We start from the raw sequence: 12,922 nt of genomic DNA, 5'->3' as shown, positions 1-12,922 counted from the left end.
ATGGAGCACGTACGACTCGGCCGCTCGGGCCTGAAGATCTCCCCCATCGTGCTGGGCTGCATGAGCTACGGCACGCCCGACCGCGGCACCCACGCGTGGACCCTGCCGGAGGAGGAGGCGCGCCCGTTCTACGTGCAGGCCGTCGAGGCCGGCATCACCACCTTCGACACGGCCGACATGTACTCCGACGGCACCAGCGAGGAGATCGCGGGCCGGATGCTCGGCACCCTCGCCCGCCGCGAGGAGATCGAGATCGCGACGAAGGTCTACTTCCCCTCGGGCCCGGGTGCCAACGAGCGCGGGCTCTCGCGGGTGCACATCCTGGCCTCGATCGACGCGAGCCTCCGCCGCCTCGGCACCGACTACGTCGACCTCTACCAGATCCACCGCTGGGACGACGAGACGCCGATCGAGGAGACGATGGAGGCGCTGCACGACGTGGTGAAGGCCGGCAAGGCCCGCTATCTCGGCGCGAGCTCGATGTGGGCCTGGCAGTTCGCGAAGGCGCAGCACGTCGCCGAGCGCCACGGCTTCACCCCGTTCGTCTCGATGCAGGACCAGTACAACCTGCTGCAGCGCGAGGAGGAGCGGGAGATGCATCCGCTCGCCCTCGACCAGGGCGTCGGGGTGCTGCCCTGGAGCCCGCTCGCCCGCGGCCGGCTGACCCGCCCCTGGGGCGAGGAGACCGCCCGCACCGCGAGCGACGAGGTGACCAAGGCGATGTACGGCCAGGCCGAGCAGGCCGACCGGGCGATCACGGATGCCGTGGGCCGCATCGCCGACGAGCACGACGTCACCCGGGCCCAGGTCGCCCTCGCCTGGGTGCGGCAGCAGCCCGCGGTGACCGCGCCCATCGTCGGCGCCACGAAGGCGCACCACCTGGACGACGCGGTCGCCTCGCTCGACCTCACCCTCACCCGCGAGGAGCTCGACGCGCTGGAGCAGCCCTACACGCCGCGGCGGCCCGAGGGGTTCTGAGACGCGTCTACTCCGGCGCGGTGACCAGCGCCGTGTCGGTCTCGGGGTCGAACTCGATCGTGGTGTCGTCGTCGAGCGAGACCACCGGACGGCCCTCGAGCCAGGTCAGCGTCCAGCTCCAGTCCTTGGCGTCGACGCCCTGCTCGGCGAGCTCGCCCTCGACCTCGTAGACCGCGTCGATCACGGCCTGGGGGAGGCGGGAGGGGGGTTCGTCGCCGACGAGCCAGCGGGTTCCGAGCTGCATCATGCTGTTCCTCTCACTGCGGCTTCTCTGAAGGGCTCAGAGCGCCTTGTCGTAGGTGACCCAGCGGGTCTTCTCGGCGACGGTGTCGTAGAGGGCGCGGGCGGCCTCGTTGTCCTTCGACGTGATCCAGCGCACGACGCTCGCGCCGCGGCGGCGGCCGATGTCGGCCACGCCCTCGATCAGCGCGGTCGCGATGCCCTGCTTGCGCTTCTCGGGGAGCACGAACAGGTCGTCGAGGTAGAGCCCCCGGCTGCCGTCGAGCGGGCGCGAGAACGGACGGTAGTGGGCGAGGCCCACCACCTGGTCGTCGCCGTCGACCGCCACGAGGCACTCGAGCTCGTGGGCGGGATCGATGATCCAGCTCCAGACCAGCACGGCCTTCTCGTCGTGCAGCGGCTTCTCGTAGAACTCGCCGTAGCCCGTGTAGACCGCGTGCCAGGCGAAGAACTCGTTGCCGGCGACGGGGCGCACGCGCACCGCGGTCGTGGTGGTCTCGTTCGGCATCGTCGCCTCCTGGCTCATGCGGGGGCCTCGGCGTTCTGCTCGGGCGCTAGAACTATATCGCCGACCGAGAGTTCCTCAGCCGAGGCGTAGCCGAGAACCGCAATCCGGCCGAGCGCCTTGAGGTCGCCCTCGGCGCGCTTCAGCAGCGCGATCTCCTCGTCGGTGCCCGAGATGGTCGCCGAGGCGACCGGGGTCTTCTGCGAGGCCTTGGCGTCGGTCTTGGCCCGGCGCACCGAGACGATCGCCCGCGAGGCGAGGGCCAGCAGGCCGGCGTCGTCGGCGACGGAATCGGCGGTCACCGTCACGCCCTCGGGCAGCGACTCGAGCACGGCCGTCGGCCAGCCGCTGGTGTGCACCGAGCCCTCGTGCGTCCAGGACCAGACCTCCTCGGTCGCGAAGGGCAGGTAGGGCGCGAACAGGCGCAGCAGCACGTCGATCGCGGTCTGCAGGGCGAGCACGGCCGAGGCCTTGCCGGCCGCCTCCGACTCGTCGCGGTAGGCACGCTCCTTGACGAGCTCGAGGTAGTCGTCGCAGAAGGTCCAGAAGAACGTCTCGGTGATCTCGAGCGCGCGCGCGTGGTCGTAGCGCTCGAGCGCGGCCGTGGCGGTGCGCACGACCTCGTCGAGTCCGGCCAGCATGCTCAGGTCGAGCGGCTCGCTGATCTCGGTGTGCCCGGCCGGCAGGGTGAAGCCGTAGACGAACTTCGCCGCGTTCAGGATCTTGATCGCGAGGCGACGGCCGATCTTGATCTGCGTCGGGTTCTTCTCGTCGAAGGCCGCGTCGGTGCCGAGGCGCGAGGAGGCGGCCCAGTACCGCACCGCATCCGACCCGTGGGTCTTCAGGATGTCGGCCGGGGTGACGACGTTGCCCTTCGACTTCGACATCTTCTTGCGGTCGGGGTCGACGATGAAGCCCGAGAGGGCGGCGTTCTGCCAGGGCTTCACGCCCTCCTCGAGGGTCGCGCGCAGCATGGTCGAGAACAGCCAGGTGCGGATGATGTCCTGGCCCTGGGGGCGCAGGTCGTAGGGGAAGACGAGCTTCCACAGCTCCTCGTCGCGCTCCCAGCCTCCCGCGAGCTGCGGGGTGAGCGAGCTGGTCGCCCAGGTGTCCATCACGTCGACCTCGCCCTGGAAGCCGCCGGGCACGCCGCGCTGGTCCTCCGAGTAGCCGGGGGCCGCATCCGAGGACGGGTCGACCGGCAGCAGCTCGCGCGGGGCGACGATGGGCTGGTCGAAGACGGGGTTGCCGTCGCCGTCGAGCGGGTACCAGACGGGCAGCGGCACGCCGAAGAAGCGCTGGCGCGAGATCAGCCAGTCGCCGGTGAGGCCGCCGACCCAGTTCTCGTAGCGCACGCGCATGAAGTCGGGGTGCCAGTCGAGCTCGGCCCCGAGCTCGAGCAGCTTCGCCCGCAGGGCCTCGTCGCGGGCGCCGTTCGTGACGTACCACTGGCGGGTCGAGACGATCTCGAGCGGGCGGTCGCCCTTCTCGAAGAACTTCACCGGGTGCGTGATGGGCTTGGGCTCGCCGATCAGCTCGCCGGTGCCGCGGAGCAGCTCGACCACGGCCTGCTTGGCCGAGAACACGGTCTTGCCGGCCAGCTGGGCGTAGGCCTCGCGCCCCGCCTCGGAGGTGATCGCCGCGGGCGCCTCGCTGATGATGCGTCCGTCGAAGCCGATGATCGCGCGGTTGGGCAGATCGAGGTCGCGCCACCAGATCACGTCGTTCAGGTCGCCGAAGGTGCAGACCATGGCGATGCCCGAGCCCTTGTCGGGCTGCGCCAGGTGGTGCGCCACGACGGGCACCTCGACGCCGAACACGGGGGTGGTGACGGTGGTGCCGAACAGCGCCTGGTACCGCTCGTCGTCCGGATGCGCGACCAGCGCCACGCACGCGGGCAGCAGCTCGGGGCGGGTGGTCTCGATGAACACGCCCTCCCCGTCGGGGCGGTGGAACTCGAGGCGGTGGTACGCGCCCGGCTGCTCCTTGTCCTCGAGCTCGGCCTGCGCCACCGCGGTGCGGAACGTGACGTCCCACAGCGTGGGCGCCATGGCCTGGTAGGCCTCGCCGCGCTCGATGTTGCGCAGGAACGCCAGCTGCGACGCGGCCTGGGACTCGCGTGAGATGGTGCGGTAGGTCTGGGTCCAGTCGACCGAGAGGCCGAGGTCGCGCCAGAGCGTCTCGAACTGCTTCTCGTCCTCGACGGTGAGGATCTCGCAGAGCTCGATGAAGTTGCGGCGCGAGATCGGGATCTGGTCGGCCGCCTTCGACGACTTGTTGTCGCCGCCCTCGAACGGCGGGGTGAACTCGGCGTCGTAGGGCAGTGACGGGTCGCAGCGCACGCCGTAGTAGTTCTGCACCCGGCGCTCGGTGGGCAGGCCGTTGTCGTCCCAGCCGATCGGGTAGAACACGCGCTTGCCGGTCATGCGGCGGAAGCGCGCGATCACGTCGGTGTGGGTGTACGAGAACACGTGGCCGATGTGCAGCGAGCCGGAGGCCGTGGGCGGCGGGGTGTCGATCGAGTAGACGTCGTCACGGGCGGCGTCGGCGCGGTCGAACAGGTAGGTGCCCTGCTCGGCCCAGACCCCGTCCCATTTCGCCTCGAGGCCTTCGAGTGCGGGCTTGTCGGGCACGTGTGCGGACATGGATGGGCCTCCTGGCGATATGGGCGGCACCGTGTCAGGTGGAGAGGTGCCTCACTGTCCTCCCAGGATACCGGTCGGCGCCGCCCGGCGCCTCAGCGCAGGTTCGCGCGCAGGGAGGCCAGTTGGCGCCGGAGCTCGACGGGCACGCGCTCCCCGCCGATCTCGTCGAAGTACGCGTCGATCTCGTCGACCTCGCGCAGCCACGCCGAGCGGTCGACCGAGAGGATGCCCTGCAGCTCCTCGTAGCCGAGCTCGAGCCCCTCGACGTTCACGTCGCGCACCCGCGGCAGCCGCCCGATGGGGGTGTCGACGGTCTCGACCGAGCCCTCGACGCGGCGCACGATCCACTCGAGCACCCGGGCGTTCTCCGAGAAACCGGGCCAGACGAAGCGGCCGTCGGCGTCCTTGCGGAACCAGTTGACGGAGAACACCGGGGGAGCATCCGCCCCCAGCGTCTGCCCGATCTCGAGCCAGTGCGCGAAGTAGTCGGTGACGTCGTAGCCGCAGAACGGCAGCATCGCGAAGGGGTCGTGACGCAGGCGCCCGACCGCGCCCTCGGCCGCCGCCGTGGTCTCGGAAGCCATGGTCGCCCCCATGAACACGCCGTGCGCCCAGTCGCGCGCCTCGGAGACGAGCGGCACCGTGCTCGGCCGCCGCCCGCCGAACAGGATCGCGTCGATCACGACGCCCTCGGGTGAGTCCCAGTCGTCGGCGATGGTGGGGCACTGGTCGGCGGTGACCGTGAAGCGGGAGTTCGGATGCGCGGCCGGCCCGTCGGAGGAAGGCGTCCAGTCCTCGCCCTGCCAGTCCAGCAGGTGCGCCGGCGCCTTCGGGGTGAGGCCCTCCCACCAGACGTCCCCGTCGTCGCGCAGGGCGACGTTCGTGAAGATCGTGTTGCCCCAGACCGTGTCGACCGCGGTCGGATTCGTCGTGATGCCGGTGCCCGGGGCGACCCCGAAGAAGCCGCGCTCCGGGTTGATCGCCCGCAGCTTCCCGTCGGGGCCGGGCCGCATCCAGGCGATGTCGTCGCCGATGGTCTCGACCGTCCAGCCGGGGATCGACGGGTTCAGCATCGCCAGGTTGGTCTTGCCGCAGGCCGACGGGAACGCGGCGGCCACGTGGTGCACGCGGCCCTCGGGGCTCGTGATCTTGATGATCAGCATGTGCTCGGCGAGCCAGCCCTCGTCGCGGGCCATGACGCTCGCGATGCGCAGCGCGAAGCACTTCTTGCCGAGCAGGGCGTTGCCGCCGTAGCCCGAGCCGAACGACCAGATCTCGCGGGTCTCGGGGAAGTGCGAGATGTACTTGGTGGGGTTGTGCGGCCAGGCGACGTCGTCGTGACGGGTGCCGTCGGCGTCGACGAGCGGTGCGCCGACCGAGTGCAGCGCGGGCACCCAGGGGGTCTCCGCCTCGATCAGGTCGAGCGCGGCCGAGCCCATCCGGGTCATCAGCTGCATGCTCGCCACGACGTACGGGGAGTCGGTCAGCTGCACGCCGAGCTGCGAGATGGGGCCGCCGAGCGGTCCCATCGAGAACGGCACGACGTACATCGTGCGGCCGCGCATGCTGCCGGCGAACAGGGTGGTGAGCTCCTCGCGCATGGCGAAGGGGCTGCGCCAGTTGTTCGTGGGCCCGGCGTCCTCGCGGCGCTCCGAGCAGATGAAGGTGCGGTCCTCGACGCGGGCCACGTCGGCCGGGTCGCTGCGGGCGAGGAAGCTGTTCGGCCGCCACTCCGGGTTGAGCCGGATGAGCGTGCCCTGCGCCACCATCTCCTTCGTCAGCTCGTCCCACTCCCGGGTCGAGCCGTCGCACCACACGATGCGGTCGGGCTTCGTGAGCAGCGCCACGTCGCGCACCCACTCGTTGACCGCCGGGTTCTTCGACGGACCCTCGGTGTCGACCATGCTCGTCGTCTCCAGAATGCTCATCCTCGGCCTCATCCTCATCAATTGGCGGCTAGTTCTTCCACTATGAGCGGGCTGGAGGGTAGATTTCGGGTCACGGTCTGTAAAGATCGGCTGATCTTGACGAGGAGAGAAGATGAACGGCGACCTCATCACACTTGGGAGGCGCATCCGCCACCATCGCAAGCGTCTCGGGCTCACCCTCGACCAGCTCGGCGAGCGCGTGGGCGTCGTCGGCAGCCAGCTCTCGCTGATCGAGAACGGCCACCGCGAGCCCAAGCTCTCGCTGCTGCAGGCGCTCGCCGCCGAACTGGGCGTGCCGCTGGCCGATCTGCTGAGCGACGAGGCTCCGGATGCCCGCACCGCCCTCGAGATCGAGCTGGCGAAGGCCCAGCAGAGCCCGCTCTACGCCTCGCTCGGCCTGCCCGCGGTGCCGGCGAGCCGCACCCTGCCCCAGGAGACGCTGGAGTCGCTCGTCGGGCTGCACCGGGAGCTGCGCCGCCGAGCCGCCGAGTCGATCGCGACCCCCGAGGAGGCGCGGCGCGCGAACACGGAGAACCGGCTCGCCATGCGGGGCCTCGACAACCACCTGCCCGAGCTCGAGCGCCTCGCCGAGGAGACCCTCGCCACGGTGGGCCACAGCTCGGGGGCGCTCACGCACCGCAGCGTGTCGCTGCTCGCCGAGCACCTCGGCTTCACCCTGATCTACGTCGACGACCTGCCGCACTCGGCGCGCTCGGTCACCGATCTCGAGAACGGCCGCATCTACCTCCCGCCGGCCTCCATCCCGGGCGGCCACGGGCTGCGCTCCATGGCGCTGCAGGCGATGGCGCACCGGCTGCTCGGCCACACGCCGCCGCAGAGCTACGCCGAGTTCCTGCAGCAGCGGCTCGAGATCAACTACTTCGCGGCGGCCTGCCTGATGCCGCAGACGGCGTCGGTCGCGTTCCTCCGGGCCGCCAAGCAGCGGAAGGACCTCTCGGTCGAGGACTTCCGCGACGCGTTCGGGGTCACCCACGAGGCGGCGGCGCTGCGCATGACGAACCTCGCGACGGCGCACCTCGACATGCGCGTGCACTTCCTGCGCGTGGGGGAGGACGGGGCGATCTACAAGTCCTACGAGAACGACGGTCTGCCGTTGCCGGCCGACGTGACGGGCGCCGTGGAGGGGCAGCTCGTCTGCCGCAAGTGGGCGGCGCGCGGGGCGCTCGGCCGCACCAACCGCACCACCGAGTTCTACCAGTACACCGACACCCCGGCCGGCACCTTCTGGTGCGCGACGCAGACGGGCAAGACCGACGCGGGGGAGTTCTCGATCACCTTCGGGGTGCCGTTCTCCGACGCGAAGTGGTTCCGCGGGCGCGACACGGCGATGCGACAGCAGTCACGCTGTCCCGACGAGTCGTGCTGCCGGCGCCCGGCGTCCGAGCTGGCGGAGCGCTGGTCGGATGCGGCGTGGCCGAGCGCGAAGCTGCACGCGCACATCCTGTCGCCCCTGCCCTCGGGCAAGTTCCCCGGGGTCGACGAGAACGAGGTCTACCAGTTCCTCGAGGCCCACGCCGGGTAGGGGCTGCTCAGGCGCGGCCGAGTGCCTCGAGCTGCTCGAGCAGGCCGGCGCCGTCGGGCGCGAACACCCACGGCACCGCCGAGCCGGCGAGCTGCTGGTCGGGCTTGGAGCGCCCGCCCGCGAGCACGGCCTCACTCGGCGAGAGCTGCCGGATGACGACGGCCCGCACGTTGCCGGGCTTCTCGACGGCGAACTCGCCGTAGATCTCCTCGTCGTGCTGCCCGTCGTCGCCGATCAGGATCCAGCGCACGTCGGGGAACTCCTCGGCCAGACGTCGCAGGTTCTTCTCCTTGTGCTCGCGCCCGTTGCGGAAGAAGCGGTCGTGCGTCGGTCCCCAGTCGGTCAGCAGCAGCGGGCCGCGCGGGTAGAGGTTGCGCGAGAGGAAGCGGGTCAGGGTCGGCGCGACGTTCCAGGCCCCGGTGGAGAGGTAGATGACGGGGGCGGTCGGATGCTCGGCCGTCAGCCGCTCGAGGAAGACCGACATGCCCGGGGTCGGCGTCCGTGCGTGCACGTCGAGCACGAAGGTGTTCCAGAACGCCAGGAACGGACGGGGCAGCGCCGTCACCATCACGGTGTCGTCGATGTCGCAGACGATCCCCACGTCGGTGCCGGGCGCGACGATCGAGACGGGGGCCTCGACGGCCTCCGACCCCGCCGCCGTCATGGCGATCGAGTGCCAGCCCGGATCGAGCTCGACGTCGACGGACGCGTCGACCACGCCGCCGCGGTCGGCCCGCACGGTGCGGCGGATGCCCTCGACCTCGATCAGCACGTCGACGTCGCCGAGGGGCACGCTGGTGAAGCTGCGCCAGCCGCGCACCCGGTCCTCCCGCTTCTGCAGCTTCTTCGCCGCCCGCGAGCCCGGTTTCGGCTGCTTCGCGAGCACGACCCGGCCGAGCACGCGGATGCGCGTGGGGGAGCCGTAGCCGGCGTACGGGATGACCGTCGGCAGATGCCCGCGTCGGCGGGCCCATCTCACCCGGAAGCCGTGGATCGCGTCGTCGATGCGGGCGGCCCGGTGCAGTCGGGGTGCCGCAAGTCGTTTCTCTGGCACGTCCTCAGTCTGTCACGGCTTGCCCTGAACGCGCGCCTCGCGCACGAATGACGGAAACTCGGATCTACACTGGGGAGCGGGACATCGGGAAGGAACTCCGTGGCATTCAACGACCTGATCAGCGGTGCGCTCACCACGAGCGGCCAGGTGCGCAACGAACCCGTGCAGGCGCGAAGCAGCGAGCGCATCGCGACGCTGCTCGACGCGGCATCGGCGGTGGTGGCGGAGGTCGGCATCGAACGCCTGACGACCGCCATGGTCGCCGAGCGCGCCGGGGCCTCGATCGGCACCGTCTACCGCTACTTCCCCGACCGCATCGCGGTGCTCGCGGCGATGAGCCTGCGCGGCTTCGAGCGCTTCCTCCGGGCGAGCGTCGAGAACCTCGAGGCGACGAAGCCGACGACCCTCGACGAGGCGATCACCTGCCTCATCGACGCCGCCGTCGAGCTGCACCGCACCGAACCCGGCTTCACCTCCATCCGGCTGAGCGATCAGATCGCCCTCCCCGAGGTCGACGGCGGAACGGCATCGTCCGCGCGGATCGCCGGACCGCTGGCCGCGATCTTCGTCGCGGAGCTCGGCGTCGACGGCGACGGCCTGGCCGAACGGCTCGACATCGCCCTCACGATGGCCGACGCGCTGCTCGTCCGCGCGTTCGTCATCGATCCGAAGGGCGACCCCGCCGCGATCGAGGCCACGCGCGCCCTGGTGGCGGGCTACCTCGCCCCGGCGGGCGCACGGGCCTGAATGTGACGTCTTCTTGCAAGGCTCTTTGCGTTTCGGGCGGATGATGCTTGGCTGAAGCGGCGGTCCGCGCTGCGGGCCCCCGACGATTGGGCTGAGTGATGATCGAGTTCCGGTCGGTGACCAAGCGATTCCCCGACGGCACCCTCGCCGTCGACTCCTTCGACCTGGTCGTCCCCCCGCGCAAGACGACCGTCCTCGTGGGGTCGTCGGGCTGCGGCAAGACCACGCTGCTCCGCATGATCAACCGGATGATCGACCCGACCTCGGGCAGCATCCTGATCGACGGCGAGGACACCGGCGGCCTCGAGCCCGTGAAGCTCCGCCGCCGGATCGGCTACGTGATGCAGAACTCCGGCCTGCTGCCGCACCGCAAGGTGATCGACAACGTCGCCACCGTGCCGATCCTGAACGGCACCCCGAAGCGCGAGGCCCGCGAGCACGCCCTCGAGCTGCTCGACACCGTCGGCCTCGACCGCTCGCTCGCCGACAAGTACCCGCGCCAGCTCTCGGGCGGTCAGCAGCAGCGCGTCGGCGTCGCCCGCGGCCTCGCGGCCGACCCGAACATCCTGCTGATGGACGAGCCCTTCGGTGCCGTCGACCCGATCGTGCGCGCCGAGCTGCAGCAGGAGACCATCCGCCTGCAGGAGGGTCTCGGCAAGACCGTGGTGTTCGTCACGCACGACATCGACGAGGCGTTCCTGCTCGGTCACCAGGTCGTCATCCTGCAGAAGGGCGGGCACATCGCCCAGTCCGGCACGCCGGCAGAGATCCTCGCCGCTCCCGCGAACGACTTCGTCGCCACCTTCGTGGGTGCCGACAAGCGCAAGCGCGCCCTGCACATCCAGCGCGTCGGCGATCGTGACGTCGTGGTCGACGAGAACGGCACCCCGACGGGGGTCCTCCAGCCGTGAAGTGGCTCGAGTCGAACCTCGATCTCGTCTGGGAGCTCGTGCTGGCGCACATCGGCCTCAGCGTTCCGCCGATCCTGATCGGCTTCCTGGTCTCCATCCCGATCGGCTGGCTGGCGAACCGGTACCGGCCGTCGCGCGGCGTCATCCTCGTGGTGCTGGGGCTGCTCTACACGGTGCCGTCGATCCCGCTGTTCATCTTCATGCCGATCTTCCTGGGCACGCCGCTGCTCTCGCCGGTGAACGTGGTGGTGGCACTGACCATCTACGCCGTGGCGCTGATGGTGCGCACCGCGGCCGATGGCCTGGCCTCGGTCGATGACGACACCCTGCTGGCCGCCTCGGCCATGGGCTACTCGGGCTGGCAGCGCTTCTGGCGGGTCGAGCTGCCGCTGAGCGGTCCGGTGCTGCTGAGCGGGCTGCGCGTCGTCTCGGCGAGCACGGTGAGCCTCGCGACCCTCGGCGTGATCATCGGCGTGCAGAGCCTCGGCTACCTCTTCACCAACGGCTTCCAGCGGAACATCCCGGCCGAGGTGGTCACGGGCATCGTCGCGACGCTCGTCATCGCCGTCGTGTTCGACCTGCTGCTCGTGCTGATCGGCCGCCTGCTGCTGCCGTGGAGCACGCCCGACCGGCGCCGGAAGGCCACCCGCCGCACCACGCCCGCCCTCGTCGCCGGAGGCGTCTCGTGAACCTCGTGCTCGGCGGCATCGCCTGGATCCTCGACCCCGCGAACATGAACGGGCCCTCCGGCTGGATCGCCCGACTGCTGGAGCAGCTCGGCTACACCTTCGGCGCGGTCGCGATCGCGGCTATCGTCGCCATCCCGCTCGGCTACGCCGTGGGCCACACGGGTCGCGGTCGCGACATCGCGGTCGCCTTCTCGGGAGGCCTCCGGGCGCTGCCGAGCCTCGGCGTGCTGATCCTGTTCGGCTTCGCCCTGGGCATCGGCTTCAAGGCGCCGATGCTCACCCTGGTCATCCTCGCCATCCCCCCGCTGCTGGCCGGTGCCTACGCCGGCTTCGAGGCCGTCGACCGCCGCACCATCGACGCCGCGCGGGCGGTCGGCATGACCGAGCTGCAGGTGGTCGGCAAGGTCGAGGTGCCGCTCGGGCTGCCGCTGCTGATCGGCGGCGTGCGCTCGAGCGTGCTGCAGGTCGTGGCCACCGCGACGCTCGCGGGCTACATCGGCGGCGGCGCCCTCGGCACCTTCATCTTCCAGGGCGCGGCGACGCGCAACTACGACATGATGCTCGGCGCGTCGATCCTCGTCACCGCACTGGCGCTGGTGCTCGAGGGAATCTTCGCCCTGCTGCAGAAGTTGGTCGTTCCACGGGGCGTCGTCGCCACGGGGCAGCAGAACGTCCGCGCGCGGTCATCCCGTTCGCGCGCGGTGATGGGATCCCCCATCCAAGAAGGGAAATAGTCACATGTTCACAGCAATCACGAAAGGCCGGCTCGTCGCAGGGCTAGTCGCGGTCAGCGCAGCGGTGGCGCTGGCAGGGTGCTCGTCCAGCGATCCGCTGGACACCTCGTCCACGTCGGCGGCCGGCTCGACCGACGGCGGAGCCATCGTCATCGGCTCGCAGGCGTACTACTCCAACGAGATCATCGCCGAGATCTACGCCCAGGCGCTCGAGGCCAACGGCGTCGAGGTCACGCGCCAGTTCAACATCGGCCAGCGCGACGCCTACCTGCCCGCGCTCGAGAACGGCGAGGTGCAGCTGTTCCCCGAGTACTCCGGGAACCTGCTGCAGTACTACGACCCCGAGACCACCGCCAAGACCAGCGACGACGTCTACGCCGCCCTGGCCGGTGCCCTCCCCGAGGGCCTCGAGGTGCTCGACCAGTCGCCCGCCACCGACCAGGACTCCTACAACGTCACCAAGGAGTTCTCCGACGCCAACGGCGTCACGAGCCTGGAGGACCTCGCGAAGGTCACCTCGCCGCTGACCCTCGGCGGCAACTCCGAGCTGCAGACCCGCCCGTACGGCCCCGACGGCCTGAAGAGCACCTACGACGTCACCGTCGGGTTCACCCCGATCGAGGACTCGGGCGGACCGCTCACCATCCAGGCGCTGAAGGACAACACCGTGCAGCTGGTGAACATCTACTCGGCCGACCCGAACATCAAGACCAACGACCTCGTGACGCTGGAGGACCCGAAGGGGCTCTTCCTCGCCTCGAACGTGGTGCCGCTGATCAACACTGACGCCGCGACCCCCGAGGTGACCGAGGTCATCAACAAGGTCAGCGCCGCACTGACGGCCGCCGACCTCGTCGACCTCAACTCGCAGAGCGTCAACGACCAGGAGTCGCCCGACACCATCGCGAAGACCTGGCTCGAGAAGGTCGCGCTCTTCTAGGAGCCCGC

Annotated in this window: 12 protein-coding genes; 7 read left to right on the top strand and 5 right to left on the bottom strand. The window is 70.4% G+C overall.

What is annotated here, in order from left to right:
* A complete protein-coding gene (locus ITJ64_RS00410) occupies positions 1-978 on the top strand; it encodes an aldo/keto reductase (protein WP_194678819.1) in 978 nt (325 codons plus the stop codon).
* Between the two features lie 7 nt (positions 979-985).
* On the opposite strand, the gene ITJ64_RS00405 is transcribed toward ITJ64_RS00410, so the two are convergent.
* The 4 genes from ITJ64_RS00405 to ITJ64_RS00390 all read right to left on the bottom strand — a co-directional run bounded on the left by ITJ64_RS00405 (position 986) and on the right by ITJ64_RS00390 (position 6,296).
* Positions 986-1,225 carry a hypothetical protein gene (locus tag ITJ64_RS00405; protein ID WP_228507603.1) on the bottom strand — a complete coding sequence of 80 codons (240 nt, stop codon included), beginning with the start codon at positions 1,223-1,225 and terminating at the stop codon, positions 986-988.
* A 33-nt stretch (positions 1,226-1,258) separates the two neighbouring features.
* Positions 1,259-1,726 (bottom strand): GNAT family N-acetyltransferase, encoded by a 468-nt coding sequence (locus ITJ64_RS00400; protein ID WP_194678818.1) that lies wholly within the window; start codon positions 1,724-1,726, stop codon positions 1,259-1,261.
* Positions 1,727-1,740: 14 nt separating this feature from the next.
* A complete protein-coding gene (gene valS / locus ITJ64_RS00395) occupies positions 1,741-4,368 on the bottom strand; it encodes a valine--tRNA ligase (protein WP_194678817.1) in 2,628 nt (875 codons plus the stop codon).
* A gap of 92 nt (positions 4,369-4,460) precedes the next feature.
* Positions 4,461-6,296, bottom strand: a complete 1,836-nt coding sequence (locus tag ITJ64_RS00390; RefSeq protein ID WP_194678816.1) for a phosphoenolpyruvate carboxykinase (GTP) — start codon at positions 6,294-6,296, stop codon at positions 4,461-4,463.
* A gap of 112 nt (positions 6,297-6,408) precedes the next feature.
* On the opposite strand from ITJ64_RS00390, the gene ITJ64_RS00385 reads away from it, so the two are divergent.
* Positions 6,409-7,839: a helix-turn-helix domain-containing protein gene (locus ITJ64_RS00385; protein WP_194678815.1), complete on the top strand. Its 1,431-nt coding sequence runs from the start codon at positions 6,409-6,411 to the stop codon at positions 7,837-7,839.
* Positions 7,840-7,846: 7 nt separating this feature from the next.
* On the opposite strand, the gene ITJ64_RS00380 is transcribed toward ITJ64_RS00385, so the two are convergent.
* Positions 7,847-8,893 (bottom strand): App1 family protein, encoded by a 1,047-nt coding sequence (locus ITJ64_RS00380; protein ID WP_370544974.1) that lies wholly within the window; start codon positions 8,891-8,893, stop codon positions 7,847-7,849.
* Between the two features lie 99 nt (positions 8,894-8,992).
* Here ITJ64_RS00380 and ITJ64_RS00375 point away from each other — a divergent pair, with 99 nt between their 5' ends.
* The 5 genes from ITJ64_RS00375 to ITJ64_RS00355 all read left to right on the top strand — a co-directional run bounded on the left by ITJ64_RS00375 (position 8,993) and on the right by ITJ64_RS00355 (position 12,914).
* Positions 8,993-9,640 (top strand): TetR/AcrR family transcriptional regulator, encoded by a 648-nt coding sequence (locus ITJ64_RS00375; protein WP_194678814.1) that lies wholly within the window; start codon positions 8,993-8,995, stop codon positions 9,638-9,640.
* A gap of 98 nt (positions 9,641-9,738) precedes the next feature.
* A complete protein-coding gene (locus tag ITJ64_RS00370) occupies positions 9,739-10,551 on the top strand; it encodes an ABC transporter ATP-binding protein (RefSeq protein ID WP_194678813.1) in 813 nt (270 codons plus the stop codon).
* The gene (locus ITJ64_RS00365; RefSeq protein ID WP_194678812.1) at positions 10,548-11,240 is read left to right on the top strand and encodes an ABC transporter permease; all 693 of its coding nucleotides are present in this window, start codon (positions 10,548-10,550) and stop codon (positions 11,238-11,240) included. The genes ITJ64_RS00370 and ITJ64_RS00365 overlap by 4 nt, the downstream gene beginning before the upstream one ends.
* On the top strand, positions 11,237-11,974 hold the full coding sequence (locus ITJ64_RS00360; RefSeq protein ID WP_370544973.1) for an ABC transporter permease: 738 nt from the start codon (positions 11,237-11,239) through the stop codon (positions 11,972-11,974). Before ITJ64_RS00365 ends, ITJ64_RS00360 begins: the two co-directional genes overlap by 4 nt.
* Before the next feature lie 4 nt (positions 11,975-11,978).
* On the top strand, positions 11,979-12,914 hold the full coding sequence (locus ITJ64_RS00355; protein ID WP_194678811.1) for an ABC transporter substrate-binding protein: 936 nt from the start codon (positions 11,979-11,981) through the stop codon (positions 12,912-12,914).
* The last annotated feature ends 8 nt before the right edge of the window (positions 12,915-12,922 follow it).

It is taken from the genome of Herbiconiux sp. VKM Ac-1786, assembly GCF_015350805.1.
Classification (GTDB): domain Bacteria; phylum Actinomycetota; class Actinomycetes; order Actinomycetales; family Microbacteriaceae; genus Herbiconiux.
Note: the sequence above shows the minus strand (reverse complement) of the source record. Positions and strands in the feature narration are given on the sequence as shown.